The sequence below is a fragment of the Pseudomonas sp. LAIL14HWK12:I1 genome (assembly GCF_003202095.1).
In the GTDB taxonomy this organism is placed as follows: Bacteria; Pseudomonadota; Gammaproteobacteria; order Pseudomonadales; family Pseudomonadaceae; genus Aquipseudomonas; species Aquipseudomonas monteilii.
In genome coordinates this window covers 809848-823225 of sequence record NZ_QJKG01000002.1, presented here as the reverse complement: position 1 = coordinate 823225, position 13378 = coordinate 809848, and the positions used below count along the sequence as shown (strand labels likewise).

Here is a 13378-nt window from a genome sequence, read left to right as displayed (position 1 = left end):
CCTTATCGAGATTGATCGTGAACGTCTTGCAGGAAGAACAGGCCGAAGCCTTTGTTCGCAGGCGTTGCATAGGTAGCCGGACGGTTGAACCCGCGGCGCACTTCCGATGCGATTGCGGTACCCATCTCGCCCACCGACGAACCGATGACCTGCTTGGTCGAAGGCTCGGTAGTGGTCTGGGCCACTACACCACTCGGGCTGATGATCGTGGTGCCCGCGGTCTGCTGGTAGGCACGACCGTAGCCGGACAACAGCGAGGCAGCCCCCAGGGCGAAATAGCGCGACATCGTGTGGTGGTCCTTGGTTTCGGCGATACCTTGCTTGGCATCGTCCTCACGCAGGGCCACGGCACTGATGCGCATGGTCGGACGGGGATCGTTCACCGGCGGCGCCAGAATGGTGAACTTCACGCGGATGTTGTCCGGCGCCTGCTCGATCTTGCCGATCAGCTTGGCGCCATTCCATTTGCCGCCACGAATGGTTGCCAGCACGTCACCGCCATCGTCGGTGTTGACCTCAGCATCCAGCGTGGCATACATGATGGTGCCCGTCTTGATGAGCAGCTCCCGGTCGGTGTCGCCCACGGCTTCGATATCGTTGGGGTCTTTCTTGTCTTTGGCCGTGCGCAGCGCGACATCACGGTCGCCGTTACCCGCACGTTCGGTCGGGTAGTAGCTGACGGTGCTGAAGCCGCTTTTATCTGCAAAGCCCTTCGCGCTTTCCGACTCGCCCATCAATTGCTTGATCGACTTCAGCGTCTCGGTCTTGAGTTCGTTAACGTACAGGTCGCGCTGTTGCTCGGCCTTCTTCAGCTCTTCCTCCAAGCGCCGGCGTTCCTGCTCGTCGGCCTGGGCATTGTTCACGCCAGCGCGCGGTGCAACCTGCGCGGTCTCGCGGGGCGGCTGTCCGGCCCCGACATAAATCGGCGGCGGTTGCGTGCTTGCGTCGCTGTACGGCTGCCCGGGCACATTGAACTGGGCGTTCTGGCCACGGGCCAGTTCCTTGCCGGTAGACTGAACGATGTTGGGATCGAAGCCCGGCTGGTACGACATACCGCGCTCGGCAGCCTGCTCGGCTTCCAGCGAGCTGCGCTGGGCGCGACGCTCCGCCTCGGCAGCGGAGATAGGGTCGACCGACACCTCGGGCTGCGGCGCACGCGGCACATCCACGGTGGATGCCTTGCCGGCCGGTTCGTCCTTGCCGGTCATGCCGTTGTAGGCCAGCGCACCCAGCGCAAGCACCACCAGGCCGGCGGCAATCAGCGAAACCTTGCCGACGCCAGAACCAAACACGGCCTTCAGGTTGCGCTGCATCTCATCGGACTTGCGCGCCTTCTTCACATGCGAGCCCGCCGGCCCGTCACGGTCGGCCACCAGGTGCTCGTCGTCTTCATCGAAGCCCGAGTCGCTCGGCGGCATGTTGTGATCACTCATTGCAGATTCCCTTGCTCGATGAAGACGGTTACGGCCTGCCCGCCAGTCGTGAACGTGACGCTGTTCTGCAAACCGGCGTAGCGGTAAACCGCCACACCCGTGGTGCTACGGGCAGCGTTGGTGTACGCGGGGTATTGCGCATCGGCCTTGGCTTTCACATACATGTTCGGGCCATAGCTCCAGGCTTCCACGCCCTCCAGCCCGGTCACCTTCAGGCGATTGGCCTCTTTGGGCGGTACGCCATCCAGGAAGTAGGTCAGCGCATCGTCGATGCTCGGCATCCCCAACATGGCCACAGTGGCCTCGGCATCCGGGTTACGTCCAGGCACCTTGGCATCCACGCGCATGTCCACCTCTTCCTGCCCGGCAGCCAGGATCAGGATGATCGGTGTGGCCAGGCCGCGCAGGGTGACGGTCACATTGCCGTATGCGGCCGCAGTGGCAGGGTCCAGTGTCAGGATATTGGTCGGCGCGACATTGCCGCCCTGGCCGTTCTGGCCGCCACGCTCGCGCCCGTCGCTGAACAGCTCGCGGTTGATCGACACGTTCTGGATCATCCATGGCTGCCCGGCATAGTCGGAGAACACGATCGACGACTGCTGCCCCTTGCTCAGGCGAACGATGGGCGGGGAAACGCCCGGATCCAGGTTCAGTGCAAGCGTGCGGGTCACCGGCTTGGCCGGGCTTACGTAGGCCGTGGCCTTCTGCTTTTCACGCTCGAGCCACAGCTGCTTGATCAGCTCCACCTGCGACGACGTCAGCTGCGAGTCCTGCACATCCTGGACCGTGTCACTGATGACATCTTCCGGGCGCGGGTACACCACTTGAGCAACACTGGAGACCTGCCGGCCCAGGCCATTCATCGGCGGCAGGGGCGGCGCGTCGCTGCCTTGCGCTGCGTCAACCTGGCCCACGCTACCTTCGGCGGCAGGCGCATTTTGCGCCTCGTTGGCAAATGCGGGCATGGCGATAGCGCTCGCAAGCAACGATGCGATCAGATGCTTCTTCATGGTCACTTCCTTGAGGTGTACGGCGACAGCTGAACAGAATCGACGGCGATGCCTTTGGTGTTGGTAGCCGAGGCTGGGATCTGAACGATGGTGACGGCTGCGAGGAAGTCCTGACGCGAGCGAGCCTGCTGATCACCGCCCACGTAGAACTCGATGGCAATCGGTACCTGAACCAGCCAGTAGTTCTGCCCGGTTGCCAGCGCACCGCTTTCTTCAACCTGAGGTATTTGCGTGGCCATGGCACGCAGGATCATCCGCCCCTTCAGCACACGCTCCAGGTTGCCAGAGTCGTCAAGCGTCTTCAGGAACGCCTTGCGCCCTTCATCCGTGTACCAGCGGGCACCCGCGGCATTGAGGTTGGAGCGGTAGTTCACGTAGTCGTAGGAATACGAGTTCACCACTGCGTCCTTGGCGTACTCGGCCAGTGTCGCCGGGGTGACACGCGGGTTGCTCTCGGTCGAGACCTCGCAGATGGCGTGGTTGTCGATGGTCGGAATCCAGCGGTACTTCGGGTACCAGAACACCACGGCAGCGATGGTCACGCCAAATACGCAGGTAAGGGCAAGCAGTTGCCCCCAGACGCGCTTGTTGCGGCGCTTGAGGTCCAGGCATTCCAGTTGCAGGCGTTTGACTTCGCGAACGGTGGCGGCTGCCTCGCCCGGCGTATCATCCAGCGCCAGCTCAAGCAGCTTTTCTTCATCAGTGCCCTGCCGGGCCTTCGGCGCCTCACCACCAGGGGTTCCGCGTTGGGTTTCCTTACTCGACATTGCGGATTTCCCCTGTCGTTCCGTCGTAAATGCAAATCGAGTCGGTTCCGTCATAGAACACGACATTTTCAAAATTCGTTTGCGTCACCAGCCAGATGGCCGCAACGGCAACGCAGGGGAGCAAGGCGAGGCAAGCCCACTCACCGATATCCAGCATTACACCCAGCATGCGGTTGTAGCGCCGCAATGCGCGCACATCCACGTCATCGCCTGTCCCGCTGCCCCATGACGTTGTGGTTGATCCGAGTTCGTCCATATCTCGCTCCATGAAGCAGCATTTTCATTTAAAACTTAGAAAGGTGCAACAGCGAAATTTTGACATAGAGAAGAATTACACGCAATGCGCGACGTATTTTGACACGCCTACGTCAGCCTTCAGTCAGTCATGCCATACAGATTTTTACGCAAGCGGTAGCGCCATCGCGCGCCTCCAGTAGCGCTGAAAGCCGCTAATTACGGGCACTCACGGGATAAAACTGACTGCAAAGCATCATCTGGAAACAGCACATGCATGCTGTCACATTGATATCAAAAAAATGTACGTCTCCGATATTTTAGATAGTCAAAACACAACCCTTTCGGCGCTCTCGGCGAGCACCAAAATTAAAGGTCAGGTTTCAGGCAACGGCCGCGCAGGCCATAGCAGACGGGGCTTCCGGCATATTTCCGGGTAAAATCGGCGAGATTGACAGCGGGGTTTGCAGCATATCCTCCATGACAAGGCGGGAACCTGGTCCAGCCCTTCTCCTCAACGGCCATATCACGCTGGGGCAATGTCAATAAAACCCTTTTAAAACAAGGGCTTTATAGCATTCCTTGAATCCATCTGATTCAGCGCTCGAAGTGTGCAAGACGGGTGAGCCATCACCTGCCTTGAGGCTACTTCAGTCGGTCACGATAGTGACTGAACATGGCCAAAATGTGATTTTCCACCATCCACACATTTTTTTGCGATAGCAGCTTTTTGCCACCATGCCTGCGAACCACACCCAAATCCCATGACATCACCCGTGCAGGGCAGCCTACCGGGCACGACTTCTCCGGCCTGCAGTGAATGACACTGGTCGATTGAAATAGTTGTGAGCCGGGTAAAAATAATTGCAAAACGCCATGCTTTTGATACTCGTAGACCACCTTTTGGCCTTGCTTGAGTCAGAGCACTTCGGAAAAGCAGCAGCGCCGGGCGAGCGCTTAAAAAAACAAAGGGCACCCATCCTCGGGTGCCCTTTGTTTTACAGCCAGGTGAACTCAATCACCCCATCGAACGCGCCCCCACCGGTTGCGCATGGCCCCGCGAAGTCACGATCCCCAGGAAGGAAATCACGATCGCCAGGCCCAAGGTCGAACTCACTTCCGCCCGGTGCTCAGGCGTGTACATCATCACCGCCAGTGCCCCGGCGATGAAGATGATCACCGCCCAGGTCATGTACGGGAACAGCCACATACGGAACTTCAGCTCGGTGTTCTCCCGCTCCAGGCGGCGGCGCATGCGCAGCTGCGAGATGGCGATGACCATGTACACCAGCAGGGCGATGGCGCCAGAGCTGGCCAGCAGGAACTCGAACACGCCCTTCGGCGCGAAGTAATTGAGGATGGCGATGGCCGCGCCGATCAGGGTGCTGCCAAACACTGCAGCCCGTGGCACGCCAACCTTGGAGGTCTTGTTGAGGAAGGCCGGGGCGTCACCGCGCTTGGCCAGCGAGTACATCATGCGCGAAGCAATGTAGATCGACGAGTTCATGCAGCTGGTCACGGCCACCAGCACCACCAGGTCGACCATGAACGCCGCATTGGGGATGTTCATGATTTCCAGCGCACGCTGGTACGAGCCCACCACGGCCAATTGCGGGTCGTTCCATGGCACCACCGAGATGATCACGAAGATCGACAGGATATAGAAGGTGCTGATACGCCAGATCACCGAGCGGGTGGCCTTGGCAATGTTGCGCGACGGGTCGCTGGACTCGGACGCAGCGATGGTCACCGCCTCGGTGCCGATGAAGCTGAACATCACGGTAATGAACGCGCCCACCACTGCCGACCAACCCTTCGGCGTAAAGCCGCCGTGCTCGGCCATCAGGCTGCTCAGGCCGCTGACCTCGCGGTTAGGCAGCCAGCCCATCAGCGCGGCAAAGCCCAGCCCGATGAAACCCAGAATCGCCGTTACCTTGAGAATGGCGAACCAGAACTCGAACTCACCGTACTTGGCCACGCTGAACAGGTTGGTGCCAGCGAGCAGCAGTACCGAGGCCAGGGCGAAGATCCAGCTGTCCACCTGGGGGAACCAGGCGTTCAACACATGCCCGGCGGCCAGCGCTTCGATGGGGATCACCAACACCCAGAACCACCAGTACAACCAGCCGATGGTGTAGCCGGCCCAACGGCCGATGGCCTGGTCGGCATAAGTGGAAAACGACCCGGTGTCAGGGTGCGCCACGGCCATTTCGCCGAGCATGCGCATAACCAGAACCACCAGGGTCCCGGCCACGAAATAGGAAATTATGGTAGCTGGCCCGGCCGCCGCGATGGCATGGCCAGAGCCTACGAAAAGTCCGGCGCCGATGATGCCGGCGATGGACAGCATCGTTACATGACGTGGCTTGAAACCTTGTGCAAGGTTGCCATCAGATCCCACGGTGTTCATTGATGTTGTTCTCTTTTTGCTGACACAAGGATGGACGGGCAGGCGTAGGCGAAAATATCTCCTTTCAAATCAATAAGTCGACAGGTTGCTCGCGCGCTGTTGTTGATATTTGGCACGCATCACAGAGCAAGGTGTCATTGCGGTTCGGGCTTCATTTAAGCCCCGTAGGGCTGTGGGAAATTACACGAGAACGCCCCGGAACTGTTCGATCACGACAGGGCAATTCCATTAACGCCAGATGGCGCGAATGGCATGCCCGATCGCGCCATCGGGCCGTCTGAAGCTTTTGTTTTTCATTTGAATGTGTCACTTGGTCTGCCCACGTTTGAGCGGCCACAAAAAAGCCCCGGTCTCCCGGGGCCTCTGTTGCCAAGGCGTCTGCCTACGCCTGCCCGGTGCGCTCGAAGCGTCGGGCCAGCAACAGGTAAGCGAGGATCCCCAGCACGCCATGGGCGGCCACGAACCAGAGTGCGTTATGGAACGAGCCGGTGCTGGCAACCACATAACCGATCACCAGCGGGGTGACGATACCGGCAACGTTGCCGATGCCATTGAACACACCGCCGCACAGGCCGACCATCTTCTTCGGCGCCACATCCGACAGCACTGCCCAACCTACCGCTGCCAGGCCCTTACCGAAAAAGGCCAGGGTCATCATGGCAATCACCGCCGCGTTGCTATCCATGTAGTTGGCCAGCACCAGGCTGGTGGACAGCGCCATGCCAACGATGAACGGCGTCTTGCGCGCCCTGGACGGATGCACGCCACGGCGGATCAGCCAATCGGACACGAACCCGCCAAGGATGCCGCCCGTGAAGCCACAGATGGCCGGCAACGCAGCCACCCAGCCTGCCTCCATGATGGTCATGCCACGGCCCTTGATCAGGTAGATCGGGAACCAGGTGATGAAGAAGTAGGTCAACGCCGTGATGCAGTACTGGCCCAGGTACACCGCCCACAGGTTGCGACTGGTGAACAGTTGCATCACTTCGGCACGGGTCGGTTTGCTTTGGGTCGCCTTGCGTTCCTTTTCCAGGTCGACCAGCGCGCCGCCTTCACGCATGTAATCCAGCTCTTCGCGGCTCAAGCCTGGCGCGCTGTGCGGTTCGTGGTACAGGCGGAACCACACCACGCTCAGTACCAGCCCCAACACCCCCATCCAGATGAACACGTGCTCCCAACTCAGCGTATGGGTCATCCACGCCATCAGCGGGGCAAATACCACCACAGCCATGTACTGCGCCGAGTTGAACAGCGCCGAGGCGGTTCCACGCTCACGGGTGGGGAACCAGCAACTGACGATGCGCGAGTTGGCCGGGAACGCAGGCGACTCCACCAGGCCCAGCATGAAGCGCATGGAAAACAGCGCGACCGCAGCAGACACACCGACCAAACCCATCCAGCCGACAGTCCCTTGCAGCAGCGTGAACAGCGACCAGAGGATCAGGCTGATGCCATACACGCGGCGGGCACCGAAGCGGTCGAGCAACCAGCCCCCGGGCACCTGGCCCAGGGCGTAGGCCCAGGCGAACGCAGAAAAGATCATGCCCAGCATGACCGGGTCCAGGCCGAGGTCCTTGAGCACCTCGGTGCCGGTGATCGACAAGGTGGCGCGGTCGGCGTAGTTGATGACGGTGATGACGAAGATCAGCGCCAGGACCAGGAAGCGATGGCGACCGATCCCGGCCACGGCCTGCGGTGCGGCGACGGCGGATTTGCTGTTCATGTGGACCCTCTTGCTTCTCGATGGAAGCGATTGTTCTTGTGAAGAGAAGGTGTGGCCCTTGGGCCTTTGAGCTGCTTGTACTGGCCTCTTCGCGGGCACGCCCGCGAAGAGGCCCTAGCGGTAAACCACCCGATTCGGCGGCATCTCACTCCGGAAGCAAGCCTCCAGATTGCTTAAGACCATGCCCCCCATCTCCAGCCGAGTCTGCAACGTGGCACTACCCCGATGCGGCTGAAGGCTGACCTGGTTGAGGTCACGCAAGGCCGGCGGCACCTGCGGCTCATCGACGAACACGTCCAGCCCGGCGCCGGCAATACGCTGCTCGCGCAATGCCTCGACCAGCGCGTCTTCATCCACCAACTTGCCGCGCGCCACGTTGATCAGGTAACCATTCGGCCCCAGTGCCTCCAGCACCTCGGCCGTTACCAACACCTGCCCGCCATCGGCGGAGGCAGCGACCACCAGCACGTCCACCGACCGCGCCAGCTCGACCAGGTCAGCCTCATAGCGGTAGCCCGTTTCCGGCTGTTCACGCCGCCCGTTGTAGGCAATGCGCATGTCGAATGCCGCCGCACGCCGGGCAATCGCCTTGCCCACCTGGCCAAGCCCGACAATGCCCAGGTCGATACCACTGACCCGCCGCGCCAGCGGCAGGTCGACCTTGCCCCACAAACCATCGCGCACCAGCCGTTCGCCCTCGCCCAAACGGCGCAAGGTGTTGATGATCAGGCCCATCGCCAGGTCAGCCACGTCGGCGGTGAGTACACCCGGTGTTGTGGTGACATGGATGCCGCGGCTGGCTGCATGGCGCAGGTCCACGGCGTCGGTACCGATGCCGCTGATGGCGATGATCTCCAGCGCGGGCAGCTGATCCATCAGCGCATTGGACAGCCCTTTGGCACCGCCAGTGACCACACCGCGAATGCGTGGGCCAACGTCGTTGATCAGCTGTTGCGGGTCGCGCTGTTGATACAGGCGATGCACCTGATAAGCGCTGACCAGCTGGGCATCGATGGCCTCGGGGACTGGCTGGGTCAGCAGCACTTCGATGGCATTTTCGTTCATGTCGAGCATCCGGCAGTTCGAAGACATGACTCGATGCTAGGCCTGCAATTGATACAGGTCTAATATAGATACTGGATCGAATAATTCAGGAATTGAATCATGGAGCTGCACCAGTTGCGCTGCTTCGTGGCCGTTGCCGAAGAGCTGCATTTCGGCCGTGCCGCCACCCGCCTGCACATGACTCAACCGCCGTTGAGCCGGCAGATACAACTGCTGGAACATTCCCTGGGTGTACTGCTGCTTGAGCGTAACAACCGCCAGGCGCGGCTGACCCTGGCGGGCCAGAGCTTTCTTGAAGACGCCCGGCGCATCCTGCAAATCGCCGACTCGGCCAGCCACTCGGCACGGCGCATCGCCCATGGCGAGGCAGGCCGGCTGACCCTGGGCTTCACGGCGGTGGGGGCCTACAGCATGATCCCGCGCTTGCTGGTGCATGCCGGGCAGACGCTGCCGGATATCGAACTGGTGCTCAGCGAACGGGTTTCCAGTACCCAGGTGCACGACCTGGAAGCCGGTCTGATCGATGTCGGCCTGGTGCGCCAGGTGCTGCCCAGTGCGCGCGTGGAGTACCTGCCGATTCACCGCGAACCCTTCGTCGCCGCCCTGCCCGCCGGGCATGCGCTGGCACCGCGCGAGCGGATCAGGCCAAGCGATTTCGATAAGCAGCCTTTCGTGATGTACAGCGCCAACGAAGGGCGCTACTTCCATGACCGCATTGCCAACCTGTTTGCGCGGCACGAAGTGCAGCCGAAGTACCTGCACCAGCTGGGGCAGACGCATTCTATTCTGGGCCTGGTCAATGTGGGGTTGGGGTGCGCGGTGGTACCGGCCTCGGCGCAGGCGCTGCGCCTGGAACAGGTGGTGTTCAGGCCGCTGGTGGGGATGGAGCAGCAGGCAGAGATATTTTTGGCCTACTGCCGGGATAACCCCAACCCGGTGCTGGGGACATTTGTAGAGATGGCGCGGACCTTCTTTGAAGCAGGATAAAAGGTGATGGCCTCTTCGCGGGCAAGCCCGCGAAGAGGCCGGCAGCTTTAACGCACCAGGCAAGGCCGCTTGTTATCGAAGCTCCACCCCGGAATCAGGAACTGCATCGCCACGCTGTCATCCCGCGCGCCCAGGCCCATGTTGCGGTAGCACTCATGCGCCTTGGCCAGCTGATCCTCATCCAGCTCCACCCCCAGCCCCGGCCGTGCCGGTACCCGTACATGCCCGTCGACAATGCGCAGCGGCTCGCGGGTCAGGCGCTGGCCATCCTGCCAGATCCAGTGGGTGTCGATCGCAGTGATCTCGCCCGGCGCCGCAGCCGCCACCTGGGTGAACATCGCCAGCGAAATGTCGAAGTGGTTGTTCGAATGCGAACCCCAGGTCAGCCCCCAGTCATTGCACATCTGCGCCACCCGTACCGAACCCTGCAAGGTCCAGAAGTGCGGGTCGGCCAGCGGGATGTCCACTGACTGCAACTGGATTGCATGGCCCATCTGCCGCCAGTCGGTGGCGATCATGTTGGTGGCGGTCGGCAAGCCGGTGGCGCGACGGAACTCGGCCATCACCTCGCGGCCCGAGTAACCGTTCTCGGCACCGCACGGGTCTTCGGCGTAGGCCAGCACGTCGTGCTTGTCGCGGCACAGGGCAATGGCTTCCTTCAACGACCACGCACCGTTCGGGTCGAGGGTAATACGGGCTTCGGGGAAGCGCTCGGCCAGGGCCGTTACCGCCTCCATCTCTTCTTCTCCCCGCAGTACACCGCCCTTGAGCTTGAAGTCACTGAATCCATAACGCGCCTTGGCGGCCTCCGCCAGGCGCACCACTGCTTCCGGGGTCAGGGCCTTTTCGTGGCGCACGCGGAACCAGTCATCCTCGGCATCGGCTTCGTTGCGGTAGGCCAGGTCGGTCTGCTGGCGGTCGCCGATGTAGAACAGGTAACCCAGCATCTTCACGGCATCGCGTTGCTGCCCTTCACCCAGCAATGCCGCCATCGGCACGTTGAGGTGTTGGCCGAGCAGGTCGAGCAGCGCCGATTCGATGGCGGTTACCGCATGCACGGTAATGCGCAGGTCGAAGGTTTGCAGCCCGCGCCCCGCCGAGTCGCGGTTGGCGAAGCTCTGGCGCATGGCATTGAGCACGCGCTGGTAATGGCCGATCGGCTGGCCGACCACCAGGCTGCGGGCGTCTTCCAGGGTTTGCCGAATTTTTTCCCCACCCGGCACTTCACCCAGTCCGGTGTTGCCAGCGCTGTCGCGCAGCACCACTACGTTGCGGGTAAAGAACGGGCCATGGGCGCCACTGAGGTTGAGCAGCATGCTGTCATGGCCAGCCACAGGGATCACGCGCAGGTCGGTGACCACTGGGGTGCTGGTGTGAACGGCGGGATTGGTCTGCATATTCATGGTTGTTGTCTCGCAGTCATCAGTGGGTCTGGCCCAGGGCCGAACGGGCCTTGAGGTCGTCAGAAGGGGCGCCCTTCGGGCGAGTGCGTACAAAGAAGATGGCTATGGCCGCCAGCACCGAGGTCACCGCCAGGCCATACAGGCCGCCCTGGATCGAGCCGGTCTGCTGCTCCAGAAAACCGAAGGTGGTAGGGGCGACGAAGCCACCAAGATTGCCGACCGAGTTGATCAGGGCGATCACGGCCGCCGCGATGCGGGCGTCCAGGTAACCCTGTGGAATCGGCCAGAACAGAGACGACGCCGACTTGAAACCGATGGCGGCGAAGCACACGGCCACGAAGGCAAACACCGGCCCGCCGGTGGTGGACACGAACATGCCGATGGCAGCGACCACCAGCGCCCCGGCCACCCACGCCTGCTGGAACTTCCAGCGCGCAGAACCGGCAGCGAAGGCATACATGGCCAGGATCGAGATCAGCCACGGGATCGAGTTGAAGAAGCCTACCTGCAAGTCGCTGAGGTCACCCATGCGCTTGATGATGCTCGGCAACCAGAAGGTGGCAGCGTAGATAGTCAGCTGGATGCAGAAGTAGATGAGGCAGAACAGGACAATCTGGCGGTCCTTCAGCAGGCTCCAGGCCGATGGTTTGACCGCCCCCACCGCTTCGCGCTCTCGCTGCTCGCGGTCGATGGTAGCCACGAGCGCGTCTTGCTCGGCCTGGCTCAACCACTTGGCATCCTGTGGTTTGGAATCCAGCCAGAAGAACACGAAGAAGCACAGCACCACCGAGGCCATGCCTTCGATGAACAGCATCCACTGCCAGCCATGCATACCCAGGCCCTGAATCTGCATCAGCGCACCGGCCAGCGGCCCGGAAATCAGCGAGGCCAGCGCCGAGCCGCTGAGGAAGATGGCAATCGCCTTGCCGCGCTCCGCACCTGGCAGCCAGCGGGTGAAGTAGTAGATCACACCGGGGAAGAAGCCCGCTTCGGCAACACCCAGCAAAAAGCGCAGCACGTAGAACTGGGTTTCGTTCTGCACAAACGCCATGGCCGTGGCCACCAGCCCCCAGGTGAACATGATGCGCGTCAGCCAAAGCCGCGCCCCCACCTTCTGCAGCAACATGTTCGAAGGCACTTCGAACAGGGCGTAGCCGATGAAGAACAAGCCGGCACCAAAGCCATAAGCCGCGGCACTGATACCCAGGTCGCTTTCCAGGTGCGGGCGGATGAAACCGATATTGACGCGGTCGAGGTAGTTGACGATGAACATGATGACGAACAGCGGCAGGACGTGGCGCTTGACCTTGGCCACGGCACTGGCCAACGCGTCGCCTTCAGTCCGGGCAGACGGAGCGAGGGTGTCGTTCACTTGTGAATCTCCCACTAATTGTTTTTGTGCGGGTCTGGGTTGTCTGACATGGCAGTGGGATGAGCATATGCCCAGCGAAGTTGTACGACAAGATCAACAAAGTCGACAAATAGGCAAAATACAAGCTGTCACAATGCCAAATTGCTGCGATCGTGCAAAATCAAAGTGGCTACTCGTGGGATTGGCGACAGGAAAAAACGGCAAAAAATATTTTAATGGTTTAACTTGTCGTACAAGTACAACAAGAAGTGGCTCACACCATGGAACCCGAACACACGCACAAACGCGGCCATAGCCGCGCCCATGACCTGGTCTCCAGCCTGACCCAACAGATTTTGTTGGGTACCTTCAGGCCTGGGGACAAATTGCCCTCGGAGAACACCCTGGTGCGCGAGCATGGCGTCAGCCGCACGGTGGTGCGTGAAGCCTTGTCGAAATTGCAGGCCTCGGGGCTGGTGGAGCCGCGCCACGGTATCGGTACCTTCGTGATGGAGCGCCAGCCGCAGGCGGGGCTGCGCATCGGCGCGGAGAGCGCAGCCAATGTGCGCGACCTGCTGGAGCTGCGCATTGGCCTGGAAGGCCAGGCCGCTGCTCTGGCCGCGCTGCGCCGTGACGAGGGGCACCTGGCTCGCATGCGCCAGGCACTGGATGACTACCAGGACCTGGCGGCGGCTGGTGACAGCTGCATCGAGGCGGACCGGCGCTTCCACCTGTTGATTGCCGAGGCCACGGGTAACCTGTACTTCACCGAGATGCTGCTGCAACTGGGCAACAGCCTGATCCCCCGCAACCGCATGGCGCTGGCCGAACGCGGTGGGGCGAAGCTGGCGCGGCAGGCTTACCTGGCGAACCTGGAGCATGAGGCCGTGCTCAATGCCATCCGCCGGCAAGACCCGGATGCAGCGCGGGCGGCGATCTGCCTGCACCTGTCCAACAGCCGTGACCGGTTGCTGCCGGATTAGATGTTGTGC

At 61.5% G+C, this 13378-nt stretch carries 11 protein-coding genes; 2 read left to right on the top strand and 9 right to left on the bottom strand.

Annotated features, from left to right (window positions below):
- Positions 1-2: 2 nt before the first annotated feature.
- The 7 genes from D906_RS08710 to D906_RS08680 form a co-directional block, all read right to left on the bottom strand.
- Positions 3-1433, bottom strand: a complete 1431-nt coding sequence (locus tag D906_RS08710) for a DotG/IcmE/VirB10 family protein (RefSeq protein WP_027614895.1) — start codon at positions 1431-1433, stop codon at positions 3-5.
- Positions 1430-2443, bottom strand: coding sequence for a DotH/IcmK family type IV secretion protein (locus D906_RS08705; RefSeq protein WP_019097483.1), 1014 nt, complete (start codon positions 2441-2443; stop codon positions 1430-1432). Before D906_RS08705 ends, D906_RS08710 begins: the two co-directional genes overlap by 4 nt.
- 2 nt (positions 2444-2445) lie before the next feature.
- Positions 2446-3210, bottom strand: a complete 765-nt coding sequence (locus D906_RS08700; RefSeq protein ID WP_019097484.1) for a DotI/IcmL family type IV secretion protein — start codon at positions 3208-3210, stop codon at positions 2446-2448.
- Positions 3200-3466 (bottom strand): hypothetical protein, encoded by a 267-nt coding sequence (locus D906_RS08695; RefSeq protein WP_019097485.1) that lies wholly within the window; start codon positions 3464-3466, stop codon positions 3200-3202. The genes D906_RS08700 and D906_RS08695 overlap by 11 nt, the downstream gene beginning before the upstream one ends.
- A 996-nt stretch (positions 3467-4462) precedes the next feature.
- On the bottom strand, positions 4463-5854 hold the full coding sequence (gene gabP, locus D906_RS08690) for a GABA permease (protein ID WP_016712116.1): 1392 nt from the start codon (positions 5852-5854) through the stop codon (positions 4463-4465).
- Between the two features lie 382 nt (positions 5855-6236).
- Entirely contained in the window at positions 6237-7580 is a 1344-nt protein-coding gene (locus D906_RS08685) for an MFS transporter (RefSeq protein ID WP_027614894.1), read from the bottom strand.
- A gap of 114 nt (positions 7581-7694) precedes the next feature.
- Positions 7695-8645, bottom strand: a complete 951-nt coding sequence (locus tag D906_RS08680; protein ID WP_025754304.1) for a 2-hydroxyacid dehydrogenase — start codon at positions 8643-8645, stop codon at positions 7695-7697.
- Between the two features lie 99 nt (positions 8646-8744).
- On the opposite strand from D906_RS08680, the gene D906_RS08675 reads away from it, so the two are divergent.
- Positions 8745-9632, top strand: a complete 888-nt coding sequence (locus tag D906_RS08675; protein ID WP_019097489.1) for a LysR substrate-binding domain-containing protein — start codon at positions 8745-8747, stop codon at positions 9630-9632.
- A gap of 47 nt (positions 9633-9679) precedes the next feature.
- Here D906_RS08675 and gudD read toward each other — a convergent pair whose 3' ends face one another.
- Both gudD and D906_RS08665 read right to left on the bottom strand, forming a co-directional pair.
- Positions 9680-11035 (bottom strand): glucarate dehydratase, encoded by a 1356-nt coding sequence (gudD, locus tag D906_RS08670; RefSeq protein WP_019097490.1) that lies wholly within the window; start codon positions 11033-11035, stop codon positions 9680-9682.
- Between the two features lie 19 nt (positions 11036-11054).
- Positions 11055-12407: an MFS transporter gene (locus D906_RS08665; protein WP_016712123.1), complete on the bottom strand. Its 1353-nt coding sequence runs from the start codon at positions 12405-12407 to the stop codon at positions 11055-11057.
- A 260-nt stretch (positions 12408-12667) separates the two neighbouring features.
- Between D906_RS08665 and D906_RS08660 the strand changes: the two genes are divergently transcribed.
- A complete protein-coding gene (locus D906_RS08660) occupies positions 12668-13369 on the top strand; it encodes a FadR/GntR family transcriptional regulator (protein WP_019097491.1) in 702 nt (233 codons plus the stop codon).
- The last annotated feature ends 9 nt before the right edge of the window (positions 13370-13378 follow it).

What these genes read in the sequence shown, in the direction of transcription:
- D906_RS08710 (WP_027614895.1), bottom strand. Translation starts at nt 1,433, where the DNA reads ATGAGTGATCACAACATGCCGCCGAGCGACTCGGGCTTCGATGAAGAC.
- D906_RS08705 (WP_019097483.1), bottom strand. Translation starts at nt 2,443, where the DNA reads ATGAAGAAGCATCTGATCGCATCGTTGCTTGCGAGCGCTATCGCCATG.
- D906_RS08700 (WP_019097484.1), bottom strand. Translation starts at nt 3,210, where the DNA reads ATGTCGAGTAAGGAAACCCAACGCGGAACCCCTGGTGGTGAGGCGCCG.
- D906_RS08695 (WP_019097485.1), bottom strand. Translation starts at nt 3,466, where the DNA reads ATGGACGAACTCGGATCAACCACAACGTCATGGGGCAGCGGGACAGGC.
- gabP (WP_016712116.1), bottom strand. Translation starts at nt 5,854, where the DNA reads ATGAACACCGTGGGATCTGATGGCAACCTTGCACAAGGTTTCAAGCCA.
- D906_RS08685 (WP_027614894.1), bottom strand. Translation starts at nt 7,580, where the DNA reads ATGAACAGCAAATCCGCCGTCGCCGCACCGCAGGCCGTGGCCGGGATC.
- D906_RS08680 (WP_025754304.1), bottom strand. Translation starts at nt 8,645, where the DNA reads ATGAACGAAAATGCCATCGAAGTGCTGCTGACCCAGCCAGTCCCCGAG.
- D906_RS08675 (WP_019097489.1), top strand. Translation starts at nt 8,745, where the DNA reads ATGGAGCTGCACCAGTTGCGCTGCTTCGTGGCCGTTGCCGAAGAGCTG.
- gudD (WP_019097490.1), bottom strand. Translation starts at nt 11,035, where the DNA reads ATGAATATGCAGACCAATCCCGCCGTTCACACCAGCACCCCAGTGGTC.
- D906_RS08660 (WP_019097491.1), top strand. Translation starts at nt 12,668, where the DNA reads ATGGAACCCGAACACACGCACAAACGCGGCCATAGCCGCGCCCATGAC.